At 36.0% G+C, this 22,940-nt stretch carries 27 protein-coding genes; 15 read left to right on the top strand and 12 right to left on the bottom strand.

What is annotated here, in order from left to right:
- Positions 1–27 precede the first annotated feature (27 nt).
- Genes ispG through ndk form a run of 5 tightly spaced genes read right to left on the bottom strand, consistent with a single transcriptional unit; the run spans position 28 to position 4,510 of the window.
- The gene (ispG, locus tag ACQVD9_RS07210) at positions 28–1,140 is read right to left on the bottom strand and encodes a flavodoxin-dependent (E)-4-hydroxy-3-methylbut-2-enyl-diphosphate synthase (protein WP_264745381.1); all 1,113 of its coding nucleotides are present in this window, start codon (positions 1,138–1,140) and stop codon (positions 28–30) included.
- A gap of 10 nt (positions 1,141–1,150) precedes the next feature.
- A complete protein-coding gene (locus ACQVD9_RS07205) occupies positions 1,151–2,110 on the bottom strand; it encodes a RodZ domain-containing protein (RefSeq protein WP_264745380.1) in 960 nt (319 codons plus the stop codon).
- Positions 2,107–2,895 carry a type IV pilus biogenesis/stability protein PilW gene (gene pilW, locus ACQVD9_RS07200; protein ID WP_264745379.1) on the bottom strand — a complete coding sequence of 263 codons (789 nt, stop codon included), beginning with the start codon at positions 2,893–2,895 and terminating at the stop codon, positions 2,107–2,109. The genes ACQVD9_RS07205 and pilW overlap by 4 nt, the downstream gene beginning before the upstream one ends.
- A 15-nt stretch (positions 2,896–2,910) precedes the next feature.
- On the bottom strand, positions 2,911–4,053 hold the full coding sequence (gene rlmN / locus ACQVD9_RS07195; RefSeq protein WP_264745378.1) for a dual-specificity RNA methyltransferase RlmN: 1,143 nt from the start codon (positions 4,051–4,053) through the stop codon (positions 2,911–2,913).
- A gap of 25 nt (positions 4,054–4,078) precedes the next feature.
- The gene (ndk, locus tag ACQVD9_RS07190) at positions 4,079–4,510 is read right to left on the bottom strand and encodes a nucleoside-diphosphate kinase (protein ID WP_264745377.1); all 432 of its coding nucleotides are present in this window, start codon (positions 4,508–4,510) and stop codon (positions 4,079–4,081) included.
- Positions 4,511–4,678: 168 nt separating this feature from the next.
- On the opposite strand from ndk, the gene ACQVD9_RS07185 reads away from it, so the two are divergent.
- The 5 genes from ACQVD9_RS07185 (at position 4,679) to ACQVD9_RS07165 (ending at position 9,615) form a co-directional block, all read left to right on the top strand.
- Positions 4,679–5,209 (top strand): SprT family zinc-dependent metalloprotease, encoded by a 531-nt coding sequence (locus ACQVD9_RS07185; RefSeq protein ID WP_413774190.1) that lies wholly within the window; start codon positions 4,679–4,681, stop codon positions 5,207–5,209.
- 121 nt (positions 5,210–5,330) lie between these two features.
- Positions 5,331–7,235: an acyltransferase family protein gene (locus ACQVD9_RS07180; RefSeq protein ID WP_264745375.1), complete on the top strand. Its 1,905-nt coding sequence runs from the start codon at positions 5,331–5,333 to the stop codon at positions 7,233–7,235.
- Positions 7,236–7,640: 405 nt separating this feature from the next.
- Complete coding sequence (locus ACQVD9_RS07175; RefSeq protein ID WP_264745374.1) at positions 7,641–8,198, top strand: cytochrome b; 558 nt, start codon at positions 7,641–7,643, stop codon at positions 8,196–8,198.
- A gap of 199 nt (positions 8,199–8,397) precedes the next feature.
- Positions 8,398–8,664: a hypothetical protein gene (locus ACQVD9_RS07170; protein WP_264745373.1), complete on the top strand. Its 267-nt coding sequence runs from the start codon at positions 8,398–8,400 to the stop codon at positions 8,662–8,664.
- Between the two features lie 99 nt (positions 8,665–8,763).
- Positions 8,764–9,615 (top strand): beta-1,6-N-acetylglucosaminyltransferase, encoded by an 852-nt coding sequence (locus ACQVD9_RS07165; protein WP_264745372.1) that lies wholly within the window; start codon positions 8,764–8,766, stop codon positions 9,613–9,615.
- Positions 9,616–9,718: 103 nt separating this feature from the next.
- On the opposite strand, the gene ACQVD9_RS07160 is transcribed toward ACQVD9_RS07165, so the two are convergent.
- From ACQVD9_RS07160 to trxB, 3 genes are read right to left on the bottom strand one after another with little or no spacing between them, the layout of a single operon-like run.
- Positions 9,719–10,432: an arginyltransferase gene (locus ACQVD9_RS07160; protein WP_264745371.1), complete on the bottom strand. Its 714-nt coding sequence runs from the start codon at positions 10,430–10,432 to the stop codon at positions 9,719–9,721.
- Positions 10,429–11,130 carry a leucyl/phenylalanyl-tRNA--protein transferase gene (gene aat / locus ACQVD9_RS07155; RefSeq protein WP_264745370.1) on the bottom strand — a complete coding sequence of 234 codons (702 nt, stop codon included), beginning with the start codon at positions 11,128–11,130 and terminating at the stop codon, positions 10,429–10,431. Before aat ends, ACQVD9_RS07160 begins: the two co-directional genes overlap by 4 nt.
- Positions 11,131–11,135: 5 nt before the next feature.
- Positions 11,136–12,083, bottom strand: a complete 948-nt coding sequence (gene trxB / locus ACQVD9_RS07150) for a thioredoxin-disulfide reductase (protein ID WP_264745369.1) — start codon at positions 12,081–12,083, stop codon at positions 11,136–11,138.
- 207 nt (positions 12,084–12,290) lie between these two features.
- Here trxB and trxA point away from each other — a divergent pair, with 207 nt between their 5' ends.
- The 9 genes from trxA to nadC all read left to right on the top strand — a co-directional run bounded on the left by trxA (position 12,291) and on the right by nadC (position 18,919).
- Entirely contained in the window at positions 12,291–12,659 is a 369-nt protein-coding gene (trxA, locus tag ACQVD9_RS07145) for a thioredoxin (protein WP_492089230.1), read from the top strand.
- Positions 12,660–12,676: 17 nt separating this feature from the next.
- Positions 12,677–13,135, top strand: a complete 459-nt coding sequence (gene rimB / locus ACQVD9_RS07140; RefSeq protein WP_264745367.1) for a retropepsin-like aspartic endopeptidase RimB — start codon at positions 12,677–12,679, stop codon at positions 13,133–13,135.
- 16 nt (positions 13,136–13,151) lie between these two features.
- Positions 13,152–14,048 (top strand): 30S ribosomal protein S6--L-glutamate ligase, encoded by an 897-nt coding sequence (gene rimK, locus ACQVD9_RS07135; protein ID WP_264745366.1) that lies wholly within the window; start codon positions 13,152–13,154, stop codon positions 14,046–14,048.
- Between the two features lie 98 nt (positions 14,049–14,146).
- Entirely contained in the window at positions 14,147–14,302 is a 156-nt protein-coding gene (gene arfA, locus ACQVD9_RS07130; protein WP_264745365.1) for an alternative ribosome rescue factor ArfA, read from the top strand.
- A gap of 195 nt (positions 14,303–14,497) precedes the next feature.
- Positions 14,498–15,826 (top strand): lytic murein transglycosylase, encoded by a 1,329-nt coding sequence (locus tag ACQVD9_RS07125; RefSeq protein WP_264745364.1) that lies wholly within the window; start codon positions 14,498–14,500, stop codon positions 15,824–15,826.
- A 2-nt stretch (positions 15,827–15,828) separates the two neighbouring features.
- Positions 15,829–16,230 carry a DUF4186 domain-containing protein gene (locus ACQVD9_RS07120; RefSeq protein WP_264745363.1) on the top strand — a complete coding sequence of 134 codons (402 nt, stop codon included), beginning with the start codon at positions 15,829–15,831 and terminating at the stop codon, positions 16,228–16,230.
- Positions 16,231–16,269: 39 nt separating this feature from the next.
- Positions 16,270–16,851: a DedA family protein gene (locus ACQVD9_RS07115; protein WP_264745362.1), complete on the top strand. Its 582-nt coding sequence runs from the start codon at positions 16,270–16,272 to the stop codon at positions 16,849–16,851.
- A gap of 89 nt (positions 16,852–16,940) precedes the next feature.
- Positions 16,941–18,056, top strand: a complete 1,116-nt coding sequence (gene nadA, locus ACQVD9_RS07110; protein ID WP_413774189.1) for a quinolinate synthase NadA — start codon at positions 16,941–16,943, stop codon at positions 18,054–18,056.
- Positions 18,056–18,919, top strand: a complete 864-nt coding sequence (gene nadC / locus ACQVD9_RS07105; protein WP_264745360.1) for a carboxylating nicotinate-nucleotide diphosphorylase — start codon at positions 18,056–18,058, stop codon at positions 18,917–18,919. Before nadA ends, nadC begins: the two co-directional genes overlap by 1 nt.
- A gap of 66 nt (positions 18,920–18,985) precedes the next feature.
- Here nadC and ACQVD9_RS07100 read toward each other — a convergent pair whose 3' ends face one another.
- From ACQVD9_RS07100 to ACQVD9_RS07090, 3 genes are all read right to left on the bottom strand, one after another.
- Positions 18,986–19,213, bottom strand: coding sequence for a hypothetical protein (locus ACQVD9_RS07100; protein WP_264745359.1), 228 nt, complete (start codon positions 19,211–19,213; stop codon positions 18,986–18,988).
- A gap of 131 nt (positions 19,214–19,344) precedes the next feature.
- Entirely contained in the window at positions 19,345–19,731 is a 387-nt protein-coding gene (locus ACQVD9_RS07095; RefSeq protein WP_264745358.1) for a hypothetical protein, read from the bottom strand.
- 5 nt (positions 19,732–19,736) lie between these two features.
- Positions 19,737–21,080, bottom strand: a complete 1,344-nt coding sequence (locus ACQVD9_RS07090) for a hypothetical protein (protein WP_264745357.1) — start codon at positions 21,078–21,080, stop codon at positions 19,737–19,739.
- A gap of 361 nt (positions 21,081–21,441) precedes the next feature.
- Here ACQVD9_RS07090 and ACQVD9_RS07085 point away from each other — a divergent pair, with 361 nt between their 5' ends.
- The gene (locus tag ACQVD9_RS07085) at positions 21,442–21,966 is read left to right on the top strand and encodes a hypothetical protein (RefSeq protein WP_264745356.1); all 525 of its coding nucleotides are present in this window, start codon (positions 21,442–21,444) and stop codon (positions 21,964–21,966) included.
- A gap of 53 nt (positions 21,967–22,019) precedes the next feature.
- Here ACQVD9_RS07085 and ACQVD9_RS07080 read toward each other — a convergent pair whose 3' ends face one another.
- Positions 22,020–22,937, bottom strand: a complete 918-nt coding sequence (locus ACQVD9_RS07080) for a LysR family transcriptional regulator (protein WP_264745355.1) — start codon at positions 22,935–22,937, stop codon at positions 22,020–22,022.
- Positions 22,938–22,940 lie beyond the last annotated feature (3 nt).

Raw genomic sequence — 22,940 nt, 5'->3', positions numbered from 1 at the left:
CTATTTAGTTTATACTAATAACTTATATTAACTACGCGCAATAATAGCTGCTTGCTCTGCTAGTTTTTGTTTAGCTTTTTCTCTAATTAAACGTTCTAGTTCATCAATAAAATGATCATTAGATAATTTTTGCGCAGGTTTACCATCCACATACACTAAATTATTCGGTGAACCACCTGCTAAACCTAAATCAGCCTCTTTGGCTTCACCTGGCCCATTTACCACACAACCAATAACTGCTACATCCATAGGTACTAACAAATCATCCAATCGTGTTTCCAGTTCATTCATGGTTTTCACCACATCAAAATTTTGTCTTGAACAGCTTGGACAGGCAATAAAATTAATACCACGGGAACGCAATTTGAGTGACTTTAATAAATCAAAGCCTACTTTTACTTCTTCCACAGGGTCAGCCGCTAATGAAATTCGTAGCGTATCACCAATACCCTCTGCTAATAGAATACCTAATCCGACTGCTGATTTAACCGTACCAGAACGTAAACCACCTGCTTCGGTAATCCCTAGATGTAAGGGTTGCTCAATTTGTTTCGCTAATAAGCGATAAGCACTCACCGCCATAAATACATCTGAGGCTTTAACACTGACTTTAAAATTTTGAAAATCTAATTTATCTAAATAGTCAATATGGCGTAATGCTGATTCCACCAATGCTTCTGGTGTAGGTTCACCATACTTTTTTTGTAAATCTTTTTCCAGTGACCCTGCATTAACACCTATACGAATAGGAATATTTTTATCTTTAGCCGCATCAACCACTGCTTTAACACGATCTTCCCTACCTATATTACCTGGGTTAATACGTAAGCAGTCTACACCAAGCTCTGCTACCCTTAATGCAATCGTATAATCAAAATGAATATCAGCGACTAAAGGTACTTTTACTTGCTTTTTAATTTCTCCAAACGCTTCTGCTGCTTCCATACTAGGCACAGAAACGCGAACGATATCAGCACCCGCTTTTTCAAGCTGTTGAATCTGCGCCACTGTGGCTACCACATCACAGGTCTCAGTATTGGTCATACTTTGTACACTGATAGGTGCATCACCACCAACAGGTACATTACCTACATAAATTTTTCTGGAAACACGACGCTTAATTGGTGATGAGGTATTCATGAGAAACTACTTATTGACCAAGTTTAATACGGTGGGTTGAACCAGGTTTAGCATCAATAGTAACTTGTTGTCCATTATAAGTTAATGTTGTAGCATTAGGCGCACCTAACACTATTTCAAGGGGTGCTTTACCTGCAATATCTAAATTAGTATTAGCTGTATATAATTTATTAATAAGCACCTTGCCTGTAGCATCTGTCAAAGTAACCCAACAATTTGATTTAAAACTAGCTTGTACACGCCCTTCTCCTGGTTTAACAGTCGAAATAGGTTGTGTTACTTCTGTACTTTGCTGAGTTGTATTATTAGTAGATAAGCTCACAGGTTCTGAAGTCTGCTCAACAGTAGCTATATTTTCATTCCCTGTTGTTGTATTTCTAATTTCTGTTAAAGGGATGCCTTGTACTTGTTGATTATGATCATTACTTTCTGTATTAGTTAAATCACTATTAGTCGTCAGTGGAATAGTTGCCACGGATGAATCATTGGTATTAGCAGCACTATGTGTTGGCTCTATAATAATAGGAGCCGTACTAATAGCACTTTCTTTCGAAGCCACATAATTTTGCCAAATAAGAAATACTATGCCGGCAAGAACAATACATACCACAAAACTGATAAGCCAATAGATACTATTGGAAATCTGCTTTAATTGTTTAATTTGTTTAAAATCAAGTGTTTTATTTTCTGGTACATTACCCTCTGTTTGGTTATCAAACAATTTAACCAATTCTTCTGAATTATCTAACTCAAGGTATTTAGCATAGTTACGAATATATCCACGGGCAAACGTCAACCCAGGTAACTTATCATAGTCAGCTGTTTCTACATACTGGATAAATCGATCAGGTAAATTTAACGCTAACGCAATTTGTTTTGTTGTCAGACCTTTCTTCTCACGCTCAATTTTTAAGATTGAGCCAGGCTTTTGTATCTCTTTGTCGATAGTATCTGTTATTTCAGTATTCATTTACGACCTGCCTTATATTCTCTATATTCAGCAGAACTTGGATATAACTGTTCAAGCTGGGATGCATAATTAGCCGCTTTAACTTTATCATTAAGTGCATTAGATAAACGGATACCTAATAATAAGCTTTGAGGACTTTGTCTTCCTTCAACAGTAGCTACAAATCCATTATAGTAACGTGATGCATTGGCATAATCACCTTGCATATAATATACATTTGCTAATGATAAAATAGATACAACACGGTCTCTATTTAAACGTAAAGCACGCTGAAAATAATCCTCTGCTGTCTTCCAATCTTGTTGCTGTACAGAGATAAGACCTAAATTCTCAAAGATCATAGAACGACCAGAATAGAAATTATCTTGCGAAGCCTTTAAAAAAACTTGTTTAGCTTCTGGCAAACGATTTTGTTGAAATAAAAACACACCATAATTATTTAAAACTCTTGCACTATCAGGCTCTGATGATAATGCTTTCTTAAAATACTCCTCAGCATGTATAGGGTCTTTTTCAAGCTGGAATATATAGGCCATAGTAGCATTAGCATCAACACTTGATGAGTCTAACTTTAAGGCATCTAATAAGGGTTGTTTTGCCTGTTCTGTTTGTCCCTCTCTTACATAACCAACAGCCAAATCAATATAAGCCTGTATTGCTTCTGTACGCCCTTTTTCTGTTTGTAATGTCCCTTTTTTACCATCAAACTCTGTCACACAAGCAGCAATTATTAAACAACTAATAGTAAGTAATAATATTTTTAATAATCTATTAAATATCTGCATTGCTTTTGTTCCTTACTATTTAACGACTGCTGTGGCTAATGATTCTTCAGTAGCTACTTCACGTAATGCAATATAGCGCTCACTACGACGCGTTCGATCCTTAATCTGTCCTACTAGTTGACCACAAGCTGCATCAATATCTTCACCTCTAGTGGTACGGACAGTTACATTAAACCCTGCATTATAAAGCATATCTTGGAATCTTCTGACTGCATTATTACTAGGACGTTCATAACCTGAATGAGGGAACGGATTAAAAGGAATTAAATTAATTTTGCAAGGCACATTCTTCAATAAAGCAATCATTTGCTCAGCATGCTCAACCTGATCATTAACACCCTTTAATAAAGTATACTCTATAGTTAATACTCTTTTCTCACCTAATCGTGAAATATAACTGAGACTAGCTTCTAATAACTGTTCTAATGGATATTTTTTATTAATAGGAACTAGCTGATTACGTAACTCATTATTAGGTGCATGCAGTGAAATGGCTAAAGATACATCAACGTGTTTAGCTAATTCAGCAATCATTGGCACCACACCTGAAGTTGAGATAGTTACTTTGCGCTTGGATATACCATACCCCAAATCATCCATCATAATTTGCATGGCAGCTACTACATTATCAAAATTAAGTAAGGGTTCACCCATGCCCATTAACACAACATTAGTAATCGCTCGGTCAATTTTACCTGGAATAGTTCCAAAAGACTTATTAGCAATCCAAACTTGTCCAATAACTTCAGCCGCCGTTAAGTTACTATGAAAACCCTGCTTGCCCGTTGAGCAAAAACTACAGTCTAAACCACAACCTGCTTGAGAGGAAACACAGAGGGTACCTCGATTATTTTGTGGAATATAGACTGTTTCAATTAAATTACCAGAGTCAACCTTGATAACCCACTTACGCGTACCATCCTTAGAGATATTTTGGCTAATAATCTCCGGGCCACGTATTTCTGCACGTTCTTTTAACTTTTCTTTTAATACTTTGCCAAAATTAGTGATATTATCAAAATCATCTACACCAAAATGGTGTATCCACTTCATTAGTTGCCCTGCTCGAAAACGTTTCTCACCAATTGATTCGAAAAAGTCCTCTAGCTGCGACTGAGTCAGTCCCAGTAAATTTAACATATCAGTCGCATTACTCATAAATAACTACCTAACATCAACAGCATTAACGAATACGTGCACATACTTCAGTAGCTGCGAAGAAATAGCTAATTTCACGAGCAGCAGATTCAGGAGAGTCAGAGCCATGCACCGCATTTTCATCAATAGACACAGCAAAATCAGCACGGATAGTGCCTTTATCTGCCTTTTTAGGATCTGTCGCGCCCATTAATTCACGATTTTTAGCAATTGCATTATCACCTTCTAATACTTGCACAACTACAGGGCCAGAAGTCATAAAAGATACTAAATCTTTAAAGAAAGGACGCTCTTTATGCTCTGCATAAAAACCACCTGCTTCACGCTCAGATAACTGTACCATTTTTGCAGCAACTACGCTTAAACCTGCTTTTTCAAAACGGCTGATAATTTCACCAATAGCATTCTTTGCAACGGCATCAGGTTTAATAATAGAAAGGGTACGTTCAACAGCCATAAAAACTCCTAAAAATAAATTAGACTTAAAGTGATTAATTATACTCAAATTATTAACACAATCCTATAACTAAAACACCACTAATGTAACAAAATAGCAAATCCTGTGATTTACTTGTTATAATGGATTTATCAATATTCTATGAATTATTATACCTCTGTTAAAGCAATGCACCAACCATCTACCAACTTACTCAATACAGATCAATTATTTACACAATTACAAGCTGTTATTGAATACTGTTATCAAAAAGCAGAATACTTCTTTAAATGCTCCTTTGAACGACCTCAGGTACAATTAAATTTAAAGGGTTACAATGCTGGTACAGCTACACCACAAAAAAACCTATTACGCTTTAATAAGCAACTATTACTTGATAATCAACAACACTTTTTAAAACAAACTGTTCCCCATGAAGTAGCCCATCTTATTGCCTATCAAATATTTGGTTTAAAAATTAAACCCCATGGCAAGGAATGGCAACTTATTATGCAAAAGGTTTATCAGTTACCTGCTGAACGCTGTCATCATTACGAAGTAGCAAAAAAACTAAAACGCTATTTTATTTATCAATGCCCTTGTAACCAACAACATCCTTTAACTATCAGGCGACATAATGCTATTCAACAAGGCGCTCGGTATATTTGTAGAAGCTGTAAACAAACGTTAATCTATACTCATAAGATTAATTATCAGTAACAAGTGAATTGATCCATTTCTTAACAAAACATTACAAAAACTAACATTTTTTTGGTTATACTTAGAAAATCTATTACTGTATAACGCTTGATTTCACCTGTTGACTGATAAAATTATAATTATGACATTTAGAAAAGACATAAACGGACTACGCGCATTTGCAGTACTTGCTGTTCTGTTGTTTCACTTTCATATCAGTGGTTTTAGCGGTGGATTCTCTGGTGTGGATGTTTTTTTTGTAATCTCTGGCTATTTAATGACAGGGATTATTTTTGACCGTATTCGAAAAGATAACTTTTCCATTATTGATTTTTATATTGCTCGTGCTAAGCGTATTATTCCTGCATTAGTCATACTATGTATCATATTGATGATATTAGGGAATTTCTATTTGTATCCAGATGACTATAGAGGTCTTCTAAGAGATATAAAAAATAGTTTATTCTTTAAATCCAATATATCTTATGGCAACGATTCCAACTATTTTAGTACCCCACCCCAAGAAAATTGGCTACTACACACTTGGTCATTATCAGTAGAATGGCAATTTTATATTATCTACCCAATTATAGTAGCTTTACTTTGTAAATACCTGAAAGAGCCAATCACCAAGATAATACTAATAATTACTACCCTAGCATCTTTTGTTGCTGCCAATATACTTGTTTATCAAGATCCAACTTCTACGTTCTTTCTATTGCCTACTCGCGCTTGGGAAATGTTAGCAGGTGGTTTAGTTTTTCTACTACCAATCTCTTTAACGAATAAAACCCGTTCTAGCTTAGCTATTATCGGTTTATTATTAATTATTTTTGGTTTCTTTTTTATTACTGAGGGAACTGCTTGGCCAAGTTATTTAACTTTAATTCCCGTAGTAGGAACAATAATGGTTCTCTATGGTAATAGTGAATTATTTATTACCAATAATAATGTTGCTCAATTTATCGGCAAGATTTCTTACTCACTCTATCTATGGCATTGGCCTATTGCTGTATTCCTTTATTATTGCGGCATTATTAATATAACTTTATTTGTCATTCTTGGTATTACTGCCTCTTTTGTGATGGCTAGCTTATCTTACTTTATTGTTGAACAATTCTTTCTACGCAGAAAAAACAGTCGCCGTGTCGCTGTAATAAAATACTTTGCTGTAATCATTTTATTAGGAGGTGTTGTATCCCCATCCATTGCCTCTTTAGTAAAAAAATATCGCTATGACGAACTAACAGTGAAACAAGAACAAACCACACCTTCATTATTAGACAAACAATGCACTGTTATTGATAAAAATATATCTGATTGTGAGTATGGTAAAGGGCAAGCTACGGCTATATTAATTGGCGATAGCCATGCAGGTGCGCTCATTACTGCGGTACATCTAGCCAACCCTCAAAAAACAATTATATGGGCGCGCGGTGGCTGCCCAATATTAGACACTAATTTTAGATTTAAAAACGCCAGCGAAACAGCTATTTGCCAAAAGTTTACTCACCGAATTTTTGAGCGTTTAGAAACAAGCTACACTGATTTACCTGTGATTATTGCTAATCGTGCTAGCCTATACCCAGACCCTGCAGACATAGGTGGTCACTTTGTACTCTTACCTAATATTAATAATGATAACCGTGAAAAATACTTGCAAACCTATCGTTCAACATTCATAGACACTATTTGTAAAATTAAACAAAGACGTCCAGTTTATATTGTTAAACCAATTCCAGAAATGCAATATAATGTTGTTAAAAGCTTACAAATGCAAAAACATTTTCTAAAAACGCCAACAGATATAACATTAGCTATTGAAGACTACTATAAACGCCAAGAGTTTATACTCTCGATCATGACTGATGCAGAACAAAATTGTGGCGCACAACTGCTAGACCCAATACCTTATCTATGTCCTGATGGCAAAGAATGTATAGCATCAGAAGATGGTATACCACTTTATAGCGATGATAATCACCTTAATTTTAAAGGAAGTAAAATATTAATACCTCTTTTCAAGGATATTTTTGCTTCCCCTTAACTACTATTAAATATAATTTTACAATAAGTAAACTGTTTATGCAGGCTGTAAATTACTGTAGATAGCCCATATGGCTTTGATTTTGAGATTCCTTTATAACAAGTCTGTCAAAATCAAATCAGCACAGCAAAAGCCAACCATTTTTATCTGTAGTTTTAGCAATAACCCACCTATTAATTAACACAATCTCCAAGCATAAAAACCGCATAAAATAGTTATTGGCTTAGTAAAACACTTTCAAAACGTTAAAAATAACTGCTTAATTATCACTAAATATAGAACAGTCCATGCCATTGTTGATTCCCCACGGCTAATTTAGGTAAAATTAAATGATTATACTTTTTATTATTAACCTTATTAAGGTTATTTAAAAATAATACCAACAGCCTTTATTGAAGAGAACAAATGACTCAATCACATTCCTATACAGCAACTGCTAAAATCCTACACTGGTTAATGGCCTTTATCTGGATATTTGTTTGGATTATTGGCATGATGGCCGTCTATGGCCGTGATACCTTCAACCCACAACATGGCTTAACCATCTTACATAAAGCAGTTGCCAGTACTTTACTAGCACTTATAGTTATCCGTATTATTTGGCGCCTTACTCATACCCCACCCGCGTTACCTAATACAATGAGTAAGCATATGCAACAAATGGCTAAATTAGGCCATCTTGCATTATATTTATTAGCATTAATAGGCATGCCACTAAGTGGTTGGTTACTTAGTTCTTTTGCTAATAAACCGGTATTATTTGCAGGATTATTCACTCTACCGCCATTAACAGGTCCACAACCTGAATATACTGGATTAATGAGAGAGATCCATACTTACCTAGGCTGGTTCTGTGGCCTAATGGTAGCAGGCCATATCTTAGTTGCTTTAAAACACCATTTTATTGATAAAGACAATGTACTTATCAGTATGGCACCTGATCATGGCAAACATAAGAAATAATATTACGAGTACAAACTAAACAAGTTTTACTTAGTAATTAATTGCCAAGGATGGCATATATAACTAAACGCTTAAAAAATCTATTAAGCGCACTGTAACGACATATCAAGAAATACTCTAAGCCACCTCAGTTTCAATTATGCGTGTATATTCAAGGCATAGTTCTATTCAATTAATAGAACTCATTCGGAGTATTCTTATGAAATTTTCATTAAGATCCATAAAACATTTAGAAGAAGAAGTTGCCAGTTTTACCAATAAACAATCCTTTATTAGTTATGTAACCTCTATCACCAAGCATTGGCTAGAACCTGCTAAGCCAATACTTAATAAATTAAAATCACTTGCTATCCACAAACATAAAACCCACAAAATAATACTTAAACTCTATGCTAGAGCAGGTTACGATTCTGTCCATACTGTTAATGGCCTTGGTGAGGCTATTTGGGATAAACACGCTAGTTAAATCGCTAACAATAGCCCTATTAAAAACCATTTTATTTTAAAAAAACCACTTATTAGTGCTGTTAATTAAGTTAATAGCACTAACCCTATGGAGATACTCATGATTGCTTATCTTATCATGATGCACCGCTATCCTAATCAATTTAAAAGACTATTCAAGGCTATTTATCATCCAGATAATTGTTATATTATCCATATTGATGAAAAATCAGACAGCAATATAAAAGCTGAACTCTCTAAATTCTTAAATGACTATCCTAATGTCTCCTTACTGAAAAGTGAAAAAGCCATCTGGGGTGGATATAGTTTAGTAGATATTGAGCTACGAGGCATTGCCGAACTCTTGAAAAAGAGTAACACATGGCAGTTCTTTATCAACCTTAGTGGGCAAGATTTTCCTTTAAAATCACAGGAATATATTTTTAATTTTTTAAAAGAACATAAAGATACTGATTTTTTAAAAGTATCTGATCAAGCCAAATTACGACCAAATACTTTACACCGTATAGAAAACTATTTTATTGAAACTGATGATCATGTTATCGCTACCAATACAACAGTTTCCAAGCGTGAGTTTCTTAAGGATGCAACACCTTATATTGGTAATCAGTGGATGATTCTAACACGAAAATTTTGTGAGTTTGTAACCCATAATAAAGAGGTCAAACGGTTTAAAGCGTTTTACAAAAATACATTAATTGCAGACGAAAGTTTTTTTCAAACCGTTATCATGAATACTAGTTATAAAAATAACTTAGTAAATACTGATAAAAGATTTATTGATTGGATTCCAATGGGAACCATTAAATTACGCCCTAGAGATTTAATAACTGAGGATGCTAAAAGCTTAACTGACAGCAAAAACTTATTTGCCCGTAAATTTGATGAGAACACTGACAGTGCTATTTTAGGAATTCTTGAACAACATATAACTAATACAGTTGTAGCTTAATGATTAAAGCAACAAGCTTTGTAAGCTAAATACAAGAGATTTTTAGGAGTTTCCTATATTTTTAATAGTATGTTCCTAATGATCTTTTGAACAATAACCAGCGTTAACTATTTAACTGTATCCAGCGTTGATTAATAAATAATTCAACAGGTCTATATTGTAATTTATAGCTCATTTTGCGACAGTTTTTAATCCAATAGCCTAAAGATAAATAAGATAATCCCAAACGTTTACATTCTTCTATTTGCCACAAAATAGCATATTGCCCCAAGCTACGACGATGCTCTAAAGGTTCAAAGAATGTATAAACAGCCGATAAGCTGTCTTCTAATAAATCAACCACCGCCACTGCCAATAACTGACCATCCTTTTTAAACTCATAAAAAGAGCAATAATCAGGCGCATCCACTAGGAAACTTTGGTATTGCTCTCGAGTAGCAGGATACATATCTCCATCCGTATGGCGCATACCAATATAACGCTCATATAACCAGAAATATTCTTTAGTTAATTGAGGTTTTACTTGCTTAATCTGTAAATCTTGGTTGTAACGGATAATACGTTTTTGTTGGCGATTAGGTTCAAATTGATTAACGATTACTCGTACTGGAATACATGCATGACAATTTGCACAATGGGGTTGATAAACATAGCTACCACTACGCCGAAACCCTAAACTGGATAGTTCTGTGTATTGATTTTTAGTAAGCGTGACATTAGGCTCAACAAAAATGGTAGAAGCTTGTTGATCTGTTAAATAACTACAGGGATGTGGATCTGTTAAATAAAGATTAATATTAGCCAGATCATTTTTCATACAACAATCCCACTACTACACTGCCAATCAATAGTCATTGATTGATTTTGATATTCTTGTAAATAGTTTGCAAACTTTTGGCGCGCTATTAACTCAGCCCCCAGACTATGCAAATGTGTAGTATGCATCTGGCAATCAATTAACACTACACCAGCATCTCTTAACTTATAGACCAAATGAATAAAACCAAGTTTAGAAGCATTGCTCACGCGACTAAACATTGACTCACCAAAAAACAAGCGGCCTAATAATAAACCATACAAACCACCCACTAGCTGCCCCTCTAACCAAACCTCTACAGAATGTGCCAAGCCCTTATTATGCATAGTAATATAAGCCTGTTGCATATCTTTTGTGATCCACGTTTGATCGGTATAGCTACGTGGCTCACTACAGGCTTTAATAACCGCAGCAAAAGCCTTATCAAAGGTAATTTCAAGGGGTGATTTCTTCAATAGTTTCAGCATGCTTCGTGAAACATGTAACTTTTCAGGAAATAACACCATCCTTGGATCAGGAGACCACCATAAAATAGGATCATCCATATTAAACCAAGGAAAACAGCCATGGCGGTAAGCGGCTTCTAAACGTTCTGGAGATAAATCACCACCCACCGCTAACAGGCCATTAGGCTCTGTTAACGCATTTTCTAAAGGTGGAAAATCTAAGTTTTCATCTGCCAATAGGGCTAATGTCACTGCTGTTATATTCCGTCTAAATAACGTTCTACATCTAATGCAGCCATACAACCTGCCCCTGCCGATGTAATGGCTTGACGATATACTTGGTCTGCCACATCACCTGCTGCAAACACACCCTCTACACTGGTAGCAGTGACACCATGTTTACCACCGTGCAATCTAATATAACCATTATCTAAATCCAATTGACCTTGGAAAATATCTGTATTGGGTTTATGACCGATCGCAATAAATACGCCCATCAAATCAAGATCAGTGGTTGCACCTGTATTAACATCTTTTAAGCGCGCACCATTAACCCCCATATTATCGCCCAATACTTCATCAAGCGTGGTATTCCAATGAATCACCACATTGCCTGATTTTGCTTTTTCTAGCAGCTTATCCTGCATAATCTTTTCACAACGTAACTTGTCACGACGGTGAATAAGATGTACTTCTTTAGCTATATTAGATAAATACAGTGCTTCTTCAACTGCTGTGTTACCACCACCCACTACCGCTACCACTTGTTTCTTATAAAAGAAACCATCACAGGTTGCACAGGCAGAAACACCTTTACCCATAAAACGTTCTTCAGAAGGTAAACCGATGTATTGAGCAGACGCGCCTGTAGCAATAATTAAAGCATCACAGGTATAAGTACCACTATCCCCCACTAAAGTGAAAGGTTTTTTGGATAGATCAGCCTTATTAATATGATCGTATACAATTTCTGTGGCAAAACGCTCGGCATGTTTTTGCATACGATCCATTAATGCAGGGCCTTGTACACCCTCTACATCACCTGGCCAATTATCAACTTCAGTAGTTGTGGTTAATTGACCACCTGGTTGCATACCCGTAATTAATAATGGATTTAAATTAGCACGTGCTGCATAAACAGCTGCTGTATAACCTGCAGGGCCAGCACCTAATACAATTACTTTAGAGTGTTTTACATCAGTCATAACAATCTCGCTTCAGCATTCATTATTTAAAATTGGCACTATTGTACAACATTCCATTAAAAGATATGCAGCAGTGAAAATTAATAGTATCAATAAATTTAATTAATGAACTTAGGACATAATTACTATTGTATTTATGCTACACAAACACAGTACAATAGCCGCAATAAGCATTTATTTTTAACTTTAATTAACGAGATAAATTTTATGGCTACTATTGAAATAACCACAGAAAACTTTGAACAAACTATTGAAAATAACGATATTGTTATTTTAGATTTCTGGGCAGCATGGTGTGGCCCATGTCGTAATTTTGCACCTACGTTTGAAGCTTCTTCTGAAAAACATACTGATATTGTCTTCGGTAAAATCAATACCGAAGAGCAAGAAGAACTAGCAGGTAGTTTTGGGGTTCGCTCTATTCCAACCATTGCTGTATTTCGTGAACAAGTAGTTGTTTATTTTGAAGCAGGTGCTTTAACAGCGGCTGACTTTGAAAACTTAATCGAGCAAGTACGTGGTCTTGATATGGAAAAGATCAAAGCAGAAATTGCTGCTGAACAACAAAACGCTTAATTTATCTGAGAACCATGATGACCCAACAAGCCCCTTTTGTCGTTGGCCTAAATGAATGGATTAGCCTCCCTGAGCTAGGGGTTGTTGGATTACGTTCAAAAATTGATACTGGAGCAACTACCTCCAGTCTCCATGCTACCGATAGCAAAGTTTTTACGCGTAATGGTCAAAAATGGGTTCGTTTCACTGCCCATATAGGTACTTTAGTACAGCGGGGCCATCGCTGTGAAGCACTATTGGTTAGTACTAAAACTATTAAAAGCTCTAATGGGCAGAGTCAAAGCCGTTATGTTATTCGCACCCTATTAGCACTAGGTAATCGGACTTGGCCAGTTGAGTTTACATTAGCTTGCCGTAAATCCATGCAATACCGTGTACTTTTGGGTTCTAATGCGCTTATTGATGGTCAGTTACTGGTTAATCCAGCACTTTCTTATGTGCAACCTAAACCGCTGTTTAGTCTTTTACCTAAATAGTTGAGTTAACCACTCTATGAAAATAGCTATTCTGTCACGTAACGCTGAACTTTATTCGACCAATAGATTACTTGAGGCAGGTACTCATCGCGGCCATCAAATGATAGTCATAAACCCTTTACGGGCTTATATGAATATTACTAGCCAACAACCACAGATCCACTCACAAGGTGAATCATTAAATGATATTGATGCAGTAATCCCTAGAATTGGTGCATCCATCACCTTCTATGGTTGTGCCTTATTACAGCAATTTGAAATGATGGGTATTTTTACACTGAATAACTCAGGTGCTGTAGCTCGTTCACGGGATAAATTACGTTGTTTGCAGCTGCTTTCAACACAAGGCATCGACCTACCTATCACTGGCTTTGCCCATTCCCCTGATGATATTGCCAACCTTATTCAAATGGTAGGTGGTGCACCCTTAGTGATTAAACTGTTAGAAGGCACTCAAGGGCTAGGTGTAGTACTCTGTGAAACTAAAAAAGCAGCCGAATCTGTACTACAATCCTTTATGAAACTCAAACACCATATGATGGTGCAAGAATATATTAAAGAGGCAGCAGGTGCTGATATTCGCTGTTTTGTCATTGGTGGTAAAGTTGTTGCTGCCATGAAACGCCAAGCACAAGCAGGTGATTTTCGCTCTAACCTACACTGTGGTGGTACAGCTGAACCTATAAAAATCACTGCCAAAGAACGTGCAATAGCAGTCAAAGCAGCCAAAGTACTAGGCTTACATGTAGCAGGCGTTGATATTCTACGCTCCAATCGTGGGCCACTGGTAATGGAAGTAAACTCCTCACCCGGCTTAGAGGGTATTGAGGCAATAACTCAAAAAGATATTGCGAACTTAATGATTGAGTATTTAGAAAATAATTATATTAATAATAAAAAGCTAAAAAAATAACTTAACCATTGCTTAATTACTGGCTTAAGCCGATTGCTTTATTTGTAAAATCTGCCACTATACATGCCTTAAATTAACACACCTATAGAGGGATTTTTATGACCAAGAAAATGCGTAGAGAGCCTAGTAAGGCTAAACGTTTAGTTATGCAACCACAATTTCGTAGCTTTTCTGAAAAACCAGCCAAAGGTAAAGGCAGCTATAACCGTAAAGCCTCACGTAACAACCGTTATGATGAGGCTTTTGTTGCTTAACAAACTATTATTTTTATCCCCTCTTCTATAATTTCTTTATTGTTTCTCCCTTCTGATTACTTTTTGTTATTTATCTTCAATTTAGCAACACAACAAACAAATAAAAACCATCATCCATTAAGCTAAAGACTATTCCTTATTAAATCGGTAAAATAGTATCTTTCTTTATTAATAGCCGTTTTAATTGAGGTTACCATGTTCTATCGTGTTACTTGTGCAGGATTAACATTATTGTTAACTGCTTGCTCACAACCCGCTACAGATGCTTACACAGAGCAAACGGCTATTACAGTTGCACAAGAAAAGACTGTTGAGGCTAAAGTAACCCCACAACCTACTGTTAAACAAACAACGACAGAAGAACCAGAAGTTAGATTTTTAGCACCTACTCAAAGTTTTAATGCTTGGAAAGCTGATTTTAAAGATTTTGCTTTAGCCAAAGGAATTAATGAGCAAGTTTTTGAGCAAGCGTTTAATGGTGTAACACCCGACCCAGATGTGGTTAAAGCCGATTATAGTCAGCCAGAATTTACTCGCCCAGTTTGGGAGTATTTGAGTAGTGCCGTATCTGCCACTCGCATTACTAATGGCGAAAAGAAAATTCAAGAACACAAACAAACAATAGACGCTATTGAACAAACATATAGTGTTGACCAAGAAGTAATGGTGTCCATTTGGGGCATGGAAAGTGGTTACGGTGGCTTTACGGGTAATAAGAATGTTATTCGCTCACTGGCTACATTAGCTTATGAAGGTAGACGTATTAGTTTTGCAAGGGAGCAGTTAATTGCTGCTTTACAAATCTTACAAAATGGTGATGTAAACAGTAAGGATATGATTGGCTCATGGGCAGGGGCAATGGGGCAAACTCAATTTATTCCTACTACTTATTTAGCTTTAGCGGTTGATTTCGATAAAGATGGTCATCGTAATATTTGGACTTCTGTACCCGATGCCCTCGCCTCTACCGCTAACTACTTAAAAACATCAGGTTGGCAATACAAAGAAACATGGGGACACGAGGTTAAATTACCAACCAACTTTAACTATTACCTTACAGATATTAGCACTAAAAAGTCTGTTGCCGACTGGTCAGCAATGGGGGTAACGTTGGTTAATGGTCAGGCTATTGCTACTACAGAACACAGTTTACAAGCAGCGATTATTTTACCTGCAGGAGCCCGTGGTCCTGCTTTTATTGTGTATCGTAATTTCTTTGCTATTATGAAATATAATAACTCTACCTCTTATGCCTTAGCAGTAAGTTTATTAATGGATAATTTAAAAGGTAAAGCAGGCAAAGTTATAAGTAGTTGGCCTGTTGAAGATAAACCACTCTCCAGAACTGAACGCAAAGAATTACAAAGTTTACTTAATCAACATGGCTATAGTGCTGGTCATGCGGATGGCATTATTGGTGCTAATACCCGTCAAGCATTGCGTAGTTATCAACAAAGTATTGGCTTGCCTGCTGATGGTTACCCTAGCCATGAGTTGTTAAATAAACTCAAGGGTATTCATTAGTTATGCCTACAACAGATGATTTAGCTGCACTCTTCGAGCGGCTAAATCAATCAAAATTTCGTCGTAATATTGCCCTTAATGCTAAAGATTATTTTTACCTGCAACAAAAAGGTAAACAAATTATTACTCAGCATGCAGTTGAATTTATTGCACAACGCTTAGCGCCTGCACAGCCTGTTAATGATGGTAAACAAACCCCATGGAAAGGCCATCCCGTGTTTGTAGCACAACATGCTACAGCTACTTGTTGTCGAGGTTGTTTACAAAAATGGCATGGTATTCCTAAAAACCAACCATTAACCTCTGCACAACAGCAATATATTGTTACGGTTATCATGTACTGGTTAGACTTGGGTAAAGTAAAATCAATAAAAAATACTAGTCGGAATTTATCCTTGCTATAATATATAGCTTTCATCAATTATCTTTACTAGGCATTTAGTGTGGATTTAGCTTCTTTTATTGCTCAATATGGTTATATTGCTATCGTTTTAGGCGCTATCATTGAGGGTGAAACAGTAGCTGTATTAGGCGGCATAGCAGCTAATACTACGTTAAGTTTACCTATGGTCTATTTTATGGCTTTTATAGGTGCTTGGCTTTGCGATTCTGTATTATTTTTAGTGGGTCATTATTACGGCCCTGCTATCATCGAAAAGTTACCTAAGCATAAAGATAAGATCGAAAAAGTAGAAACAATGATTCGCAAACATGATTTACTCGCTATTGTGTGCTTACGTTTCCTTTATGGATTAAGGACTATCGGACCTATCTCTATTGGCATAGCTGGTGTGAATAGTGTACGATTTATTATCTGTAATGCAGTAGGCTCCGCACTATGGTCGTCTATCTTTGTAACTATTGGTTATAGTGCTGGTAGAATTTTTCAAGAGCAATTACAAAAAATAGGCAATAATCTTTTCCCTGTCATAGTAATTGCAATAGTTGTATTTAGTATTTTCTTCTTAATACGAACGGTTATAGGTAGACGTCATCGTCATACTAAAAAAACTAATAGTGAGTAAAATTAATAAGTGTAATTTATTTTTACCATGGTAAATAACACAGTTGGTCTTCATACAGTTAGGGTTTATAAAGTACCATGTCAGAAAAAATGATTAGCTATACGTTTCCTATTGCAGGCCAAACGCTTAGCATCCGTGAAGCATTAGCCAGTGTACCCGAGCAACTTTCTGAGTCAACTAAACAAGCACTAAAAGAACGCATCAAGAAATTGCTCAAACGTGAAAATGCAGCATTAGTTGCTCATTATTATGTAGACCCAGAACTACAAGCACTGGCTGATGAAACAGGCGGTTGCGTGGCTGACTCATTGGAAATGGCTCGTTTTGGCCGCGATAATCCTGCCAAAACGCTGATTGTGGCAGGCGTTCGATTTATGGGTGAAACAGCTAAAATACTTAGCCCTAATAAACGTATTTTAATGCCAGACCTTAATGCTACTTGTTCCCTTGACCTCGGTTGCCCTGCCGAAGATTTTATTAAATTCTGTGATAAACACCCTGACCGTACGGTTGTAGTCTATGCTAATACCAGTGCTAAAGTTAAAGCACGAGCTGATTGGGTGGTTACTTCTGCTATTGCCTTAGATATTGTTAAAGCACTGCATGAACAAGGTGAAAAAATTCTGTGGGCACCAGACCAACATCTAGGCAGCTATATCCAAGAGCAAACAGGTGCTGATATGCTGTTATGGCAAGGTAACTGTATTGTGCATGATGAGTTTAAAGGGATTGAATTAGAGCAAATGCGCCAGCAATACCCAGATGCCAAAATATTAGTACACCCTGAATCACCACAGTCTGTAGTAGAACAAGCAGATGTAGTAGGCTCTACAACCCAATTAATTAAAGCGGCTCAACAGTTATCCGATAAACGTTTTATTGTAGCCACTGATCGTGGTGTGCTTTATAAAATGAAACTAGCCGCCCCCAATAAAGAATTTTTTACCGCCCCTACTGCTGGTAATAGCGCTACTTGTAAAAGCTGTGCAATGTGTCCGTGGATGGCGATGAATACCCTACAAAATCTTGCTGATACCCTAGAGCAAGGGATTCATGAAATTCATGTAGAACAAACCATTGCTGAACGAGCCCAGTTAGGTATTAATCGTATGTTGGATTTTTCTACCAATAGACAAATTAATGTTAAAGCTAGTGGCGATCTTGCCAAAGACCAAGCCTTATTTAGCAATGTAGGTGCCGTATAATGAGCCACTATCAATCACCTATTGGTGTACCCTATCAACACGATTTAGAAGTAGCTATTGAACGCAATGTTAATGATGCACTCGCTGAAGATGTAGGCTATTGCGATTGGACAGGATTATTAGTACCAGAAGATATTCGCCAAGCCTGTATTATTGTTCGTGAGGAAGCGGTACTCTGTGGTTTACCTTGGTTTTATCGAGTATTACGCAAAGTCGATCCCCGTATTCAAATGATTGCTAACTATCAAGAAGGTCAATTAATGACCCGTGATAGTACCGTAATAGAATTACAAGGCCCTGCCCGTTCATTAATGACAGCAGAACGTACCGCTTTAAACTTCTTACAATTACTGTCAGGTGTTGCTACTGCTACTCGCTACCATGTTAAAGCAGTAGAAGGTAGTAAAATAGGTATTTATGATACCCGTAAAACCTTACCAGGCTTACGTTTAGCCCAAAAATATGCAGTTATTGTGGGCGGTGGCTATAATCAACGCTTAGCTTTATATGATGGTATTTTAATTAAAGAAAATCATATTGCAGGCGCTGGTGGCGTTGCTGAAGCATTACAAGCTGCGTTTGCATTAAATAGTAATGTAGAAATTCAAATTGAAGTTGAAACCTTAGAACAGTTACAAGTTGCGCTAGATAATGGTGCCACTTCTATTTTATTAGATAACTTTACCCATCAAGCTATGCAAAAAGCAGTTTCTATTGCCAAAGGTAAAGCAGTGCTAGAAGTATCTGGCGGGGTTGATTTCACCATGTTACAAGCCATTGCAGCCACAGGTGTAGATCGTATTTCAATTGGTGCACTGACTAAAAATGTAAGAGCTACTGATTATTCAATGAGATTAGTATGATATAGCAACAGCCTGTTAGTTAACCTAACAGGCTACTCAATATACATTACCTACGTTTATTGTATATTAATCAATATTAAGGTATTGCTTTTCGTTACCCATCACTAAATGAACACTAATTTTTTGTTCAGTTGCTGTATAAAATTCCTCAGTATAACCCTCTTGATCTGTTGTACCACGCTTACTAGTACCATCCTCAAAATAAGCAATATAATCATAATTTGCATAAGGCTGTTGGTCATCATCAATAAATTGAAATCGCTTATTGTATTTATCAACTGTTTCTATTGGCATATTAACCTCTATTAGATAGAATCTTATTTACTTTAAGATAACTTAATCAATAATTATCAGGAATAATAATTAATTCCAATGAAGAACATCTATTAGTAAAAAACGTATAGCAAATATTATGCTTAATTTTTTCATTCTGCTTCTTTTACTTTAATAATATAGGTTTTATTAAATTCAGTACCACTTCCAAATAATCCTGTTGGTACCATATCTCCCTTTATTATTATAGTTATATCTTCTGGTGTTTTTGGTATACCATGAATAATAAAGCTATTATAAAAATTATCCTTTTTTCGGTTTACTTCAAACCACAGCTCATCAGGTTTCATAGAAACCTCAAAACCTCCTGCTGATACAGGACCAGAACCTCCTGCAATATCTATTTCAGCATAATAATTCTGTCCTACTATAGCATTTGGCAGAGTATCAGGAGTAAAAACTGCTTTTGGAGTACAACTACTTAATAGCATAATTAGAATTATGATATTTACATAAAAAATAATGATCTTCTTTTTCATAAATACTAAGGTATTTTAGTAAATACCATTCCTCCATATGTATGCTTCAAGAACTCTCCCAAAGTTATATCATCTTTTAAGTATTGTTTCACATTTCCCCATGAAAACATCTCTAACTCAACCAATGTTGATAAGCTAGTTGTAGTAGTTACTTCTGCACCTAAAGGATCTGTCAATTTTGCTCTTTTAACTCTTAATTTATCATTCCATGTTATCCAGTGACTTTTAGCACTCATCCCTAAGAAAGTTACACCTCCTTTTAGCATTGCTCCTGATATTAAGGTAATTAAATGCTGACTATCTGGTTTTATATAATGATTTAACTGACAAACATCTGCTAAGTTACTATGCCAGCTATAAGAAATATTATCAAATAATGTCCTACAACCTATTTTATGAAACCATTTCTCTATTGTTTCTGCCAGTGTAATACTTGAAATATTAACCATAGGTCCTGTTGGTTTATCTATAGAAAAAGTAGTATCTGTATCCACTAAACTAGCTAAACTTATCCAATCTATAGCAGGTACTCTTGCCATACCTGTGTCTCTAAAAAAATTATCTGGATGCTTTGCTCCCTTACTAGGTTTAATTTTTAAGGAGCCTATTTTGGTTTCACCCGTTTCCCATAACTCCTTTATTACTTGCTGATAAATATCTGGTCGATCTTTTTGTAAACAGTAAAAGAACGATGCTGCACCACATAGCATAGATCTATCTTGCCAAGGATAAAATTTTACTCGATTTCTTTCCTGTTGAGATTTTAGTATAGCTTGATTTTTAGGATCAGTCTTAGGAAGAGTATAATCAATTATTAATTCTGGTGGCACTGGCCTAGTCATTCTAATTTTTAATTCTGCTTCAACCTTTTCTTTAGTAAAAGGATCAAGCGGATCACCTATAGGATGTTCTTTAGCTTCAAATATTCTGGGTTTTGAGGATATATTTAATTTATAAGTATTTACTTGCCCCTCTTCAGCTTTTTTAGTGTCTTGGGCTGTTTCAAAATATCCAAATTCCCTTGAAGCCCCCCATTCTTTATCTGTTGTTTGAAAACCCTTTAGCGGCATTATTGCGGTCATAGGGTCTTGATTCATCTTGATATAGTCAACACCCACTTTGCGATAGAGGTTGATAGAGAGTATATAGCAGGTTTCTGGTGGGTCGCTAATTTCTAGTGAGGGATGGGATTGAGTTTTATAATCTGCTTGTAATGGGCGTTTACCTGTAGGTCTTAAAGCATAAGTTTCGTTACCCGACCAGTCCGTTTTATACAGCTCCATATCATAGTAAAGATTTTCAGAAGCTGTATTAGTTTTTATATGCGCAGAAATAGTGTATATAGTCATTTTGCTTTACCTGTTAGGTTGTAAGGAATTAAGGTAATAACAAAATTAAGCATTGGGGATTATCCTTTTCCAATTATTAACCCCTAATAACTGCTAAATACTGAGGGCAAGTATAAGCAAGTAAAGCTGACCTGTTCTATTATGGGTGACCAAACCCATACTCTATTTATCTAGATATACTGTAATAATTAAACATCACCCTTTTATAAAAAACAAGCGTTTCGTAAATCAGTAGAGATTTCTTATAATATTTCCATTATACTATTGGCCAACAAGTTTATTACCACCATTTATACAGGCTTTAGCTGTTCTAATTGGAATAAGCAATTGATTTCATTCACTCAGCAGTAAGAAGACACGGATGAGTTACGCAGATTTCTTTATTTTATTAAGTGCCTATATTGGTGTTTTTGTTATATTGGGGCTATTCTCTTGTGCAGTTGCTAGACTCCTTAAGAGGAGCGATTTTAGCAATGTTACTAATGCACCTATTTCATCCAATAAGATTCTTTTAACCTTATCAGTTGCTTGTTCTATATTATTAATAATTCCATTAATTGTTATTTGTGTGGTTGACCATCAACACTTTATGCTGCAACAAAAATACTGTGTTTATACGACAGTAGATACGGTGACTTTTTTTCAGGTATTACATTACCCTTCACATCATGTGTTTTTAACCATTACAGGTGGGTTATTTACCGTTCTAGGTTATTGCTTAGGTATTATTACTTATAACATTGGTTATAAACGACAAGTGGCGATGTTCTCAATTGTTATTGTGAATATTATTAGCTTTGCTATATTTTTAGTAGTAATGCATGATATTGCCTTACTTACTGAGCATTTAATTAGCTTTTGTCAGACTTTATCTGTAAAACCATAGATTCTCACTATAACCTGTAATAGTGATATTACAGGTTTAGTTACTAATACTGATTACTTCCCCACATTTAATACTAACTTTTTAAACTTTAATGCTTGTGGTGACAAAAATTTACCCCTGCGTTGGATAAGCCCATAATGCCGTTTAGGAAAGTAGTGCTCCATCGAAATTCCTGTTATTTCAGGATCATCTAGCTGACAGGCTTCCGTCACAATAGCAATACCCAGCCCTGCTTTCACATAACGTTTAGCTGCCTCACTACTGGAAACAGTTAATCTAATCGGGCATTCTAGTTGATGTTGTTGAAAAATAAACCTTACCGCCCACCATGTATAGGAGTGTTCAGGGGGTACGATTAGACCATATTGGGCTATTTCTCTTAAAGTAATTTCCCCTTCAGTAAACTTAGTTAAGGGATGATTAACAGGAATAATCAAAATAGGTGAAAACTCAAAAATAGGATAGAACAATAGATCATCATTTTCTGTCGATAAACTACCAATGGCAAAATCAGCTTCATCTGACATTAATAGATTGGGGATATCTTTAACAATGGTAGATTGGGTAATAATCCGAATAGCTGGGTATTGTTGGCAGAATGTTTTTAAGATATCAGGTAGTAAGTTTAATAATGCTGTCTCCCCTCCTACAATCTTTAAGTCGCCATGACTTAGCTCTTCACGGCTATTCAAAAATTGCTCAGGTAAACTTTGCACGCTGGCCACAATGGGTTTGGCCATTTCATAAAGTTGTTTACCATCGGGGGTAATTTGAATTTTTGGCCCTTTGCGTTCAAATAGGATGGTGTTTAGGTGTTGCTCTAATGTTTGTACTTGCAGTGACAGCGCAGGTTGACTGGTTTCTAAATCTAATGCGGCACTGGAAAAGCTACCATTTTCCACCACTGAGCAAAATGCTCTGATCGCTTTAAAAAATTGTCCTTTATAGAAAGTTGTTTTATCTACTTTCATTAC

It is taken from the genome of Entomomonas sp. E7T21 (assembly GCF_058693955.1).
The sequence above is the reverse complement of the archived record's forward strand: the minus strand, read 5'-3'. Positions and strand labels throughout refer to the sequence as shown.

What these genes read in the sequence shown, in the direction of transcription:
- ispG (WP_264745381.1), bottom strand. Translation starts at nt 1,140, where the DNA reads ATGAATACCTCATCACCAATTAAGCGTCGTGTTTCCAGAAAAATTTAT.
- ACQVD9_RS07205 (WP_264745380.1), bottom strand. Translation starts at nt 2,110, where the DNA reads ATGAATACTGAAATAACAGATACTATCGACAAAGAGATACAAAAGCCT.
- pilW (WP_264745379.1), bottom strand. Translation starts at nt 2,895, where the DNA reads ATGCAGATATTTAATAGATTATTAAAAATATTATTACTTACTATTAGT.
- rlmN (WP_264745378.1), bottom strand. Translation starts at nt 4,053, where the DNA reads ATGAGTAATGCGACTGATATGTTAAATTTACTGGGACTGACTCAGTCG.
- ndk (WP_264745377.1), bottom strand. Translation starts at nt 4,510, where the DNA reads ATGGCTGTTGAACGTACCCTTTCTATTATTAAACCTGATGCCGTTGCA.
- ACQVD9_RS07185 (WP_413774190.1), top strand. Translation starts at nt 4,679, where the DNA reads ATGCACCAACCATCTACCAACTTACTCAATACAGATCAATTATTTACA.
- ACQVD9_RS07180 (WP_264745375.1), top strand. Translation starts at nt 5,331, where the DNA reads ATGACATTTAGAAAAGACATAAACGGACTACGCGCATTTGCAGTACTT.
- ACQVD9_RS07175 (WP_264745374.1), top strand. Translation starts at nt 7,641, where the DNA reads ATGACTCAATCACATTCCTATACAGCAACTGCTAAAATCCTACACTGG.
- ACQVD9_RS07170 (WP_264745373.1), top strand. Translation starts at nt 8,398, where the DNA reads ATGAAATTTTCATTAAGATCCATAAAACATTTAGAAGAAGAAGTTGCC.
- ACQVD9_RS07165 (WP_264745372.1), top strand. Translation starts at nt 8,764, where the DNA reads ATGATTGCTTATCTTATCATGATGCACCGCTATCCTAATCAATTTAAA.
- ACQVD9_RS07160 (WP_264745371.1), bottom strand. Translation starts at nt 10,432, where the DNA reads ATGAAAAATGATCTGGCTAATATTAATCTTTATTTAACAGATCCACAT.
- trxB (WP_264745369.1), bottom strand. Translation starts at nt 12,083, where the DNA reads ATGACTGATGTAAAACACTCTAAAGTAATTGTATTAGGTGCTGGCCCT.
- trxA (WP_492089230.1), top strand. Translation starts at nt 12,291, where the DNA reads ATGGCTACTATTGAAATAACCACAGAAAACTTTGAACAAACTATTGAA.
- rimB (WP_264745367.1), top strand. Translation starts at nt 12,677, where the DNA reads ATGACCCAACAAGCCCCTTTTGTCGTTGGCCTAAATGAATGGATTAGC.
- rimK (WP_264745366.1), top strand. Translation starts at nt 13,152, where the DNA reads ATGAAAATAGCTATTCTGTCACGTAACGCTGAACTTTATTCGACCAAT.
- arfA (WP_264745365.1), top strand. Translation starts at nt 14,147, where the DNA reads ATGACCAAGAAAATGCGTAGAGAGCCTAGTAAGGCTAAACGTTTAGTT.
- ACQVD9_RS07125 (WP_264745364.1), top strand. Translation starts at nt 14,498, where the DNA reads ATGTTCTATCGTGTTACTTGTGCAGGATTAACATTATTGTTAACTGCT.
- ACQVD9_RS07120 (WP_264745363.1), top strand. Translation starts at nt 15,829, where the DNA reads ATGCCTACAACAGATGATTTAGCTGCACTCTTCGAGCGGCTAAATCAA.
- nadA (WP_413774189.1), top strand. Translation starts at nt 16,941, where the DNA reads ATGATTAGCTATACGTTTCCTATTGCAGGCCAAACGCTTAGCATCCGT.
- nadC (WP_264745360.1), top strand. Translation starts at nt 18,056, where the DNA reads ATGAGCCACTATCAATCACCTATTGGTGTACCCTATCAACACGATTTA.
- ACQVD9_RS07100 (WP_264745359.1), bottom strand. Translation starts at nt 19,213, where the DNA reads ATGCCAATAGAAACAGTTGATAAATACAATAAGCGATTTCAATTTATT.
- ACQVD9_RS07095 (WP_264745358.1), bottom strand. Translation starts at nt 19,731, where the DNA reads ATGAAAAAGAAGATCATTATTTTTTATGTAAATATCATAATTCTAATT.
- ACQVD9_RS07090 (WP_264745357.1), bottom strand. Translation starts at nt 21,080, where the DNA reads ATGACTATATACACTATTTCTGCGCATATAAAAACTAATACAGCTTCT.
- ACQVD9_RS07085 (WP_264745356.1), top strand. Translation starts at nt 21,442, where the DNA reads ATGAGTTACGCAGATTTCTTTATTTTATTAAGTGCCTATATTGGTGTT.
- ACQVD9_RS07080 (WP_264745355.1), bottom strand. Translation starts at nt 22,937, where the DNA reads ATGAAAGTAGATAAAACAACTTTCTATAAAGGACAATTTTTTAAAGCG.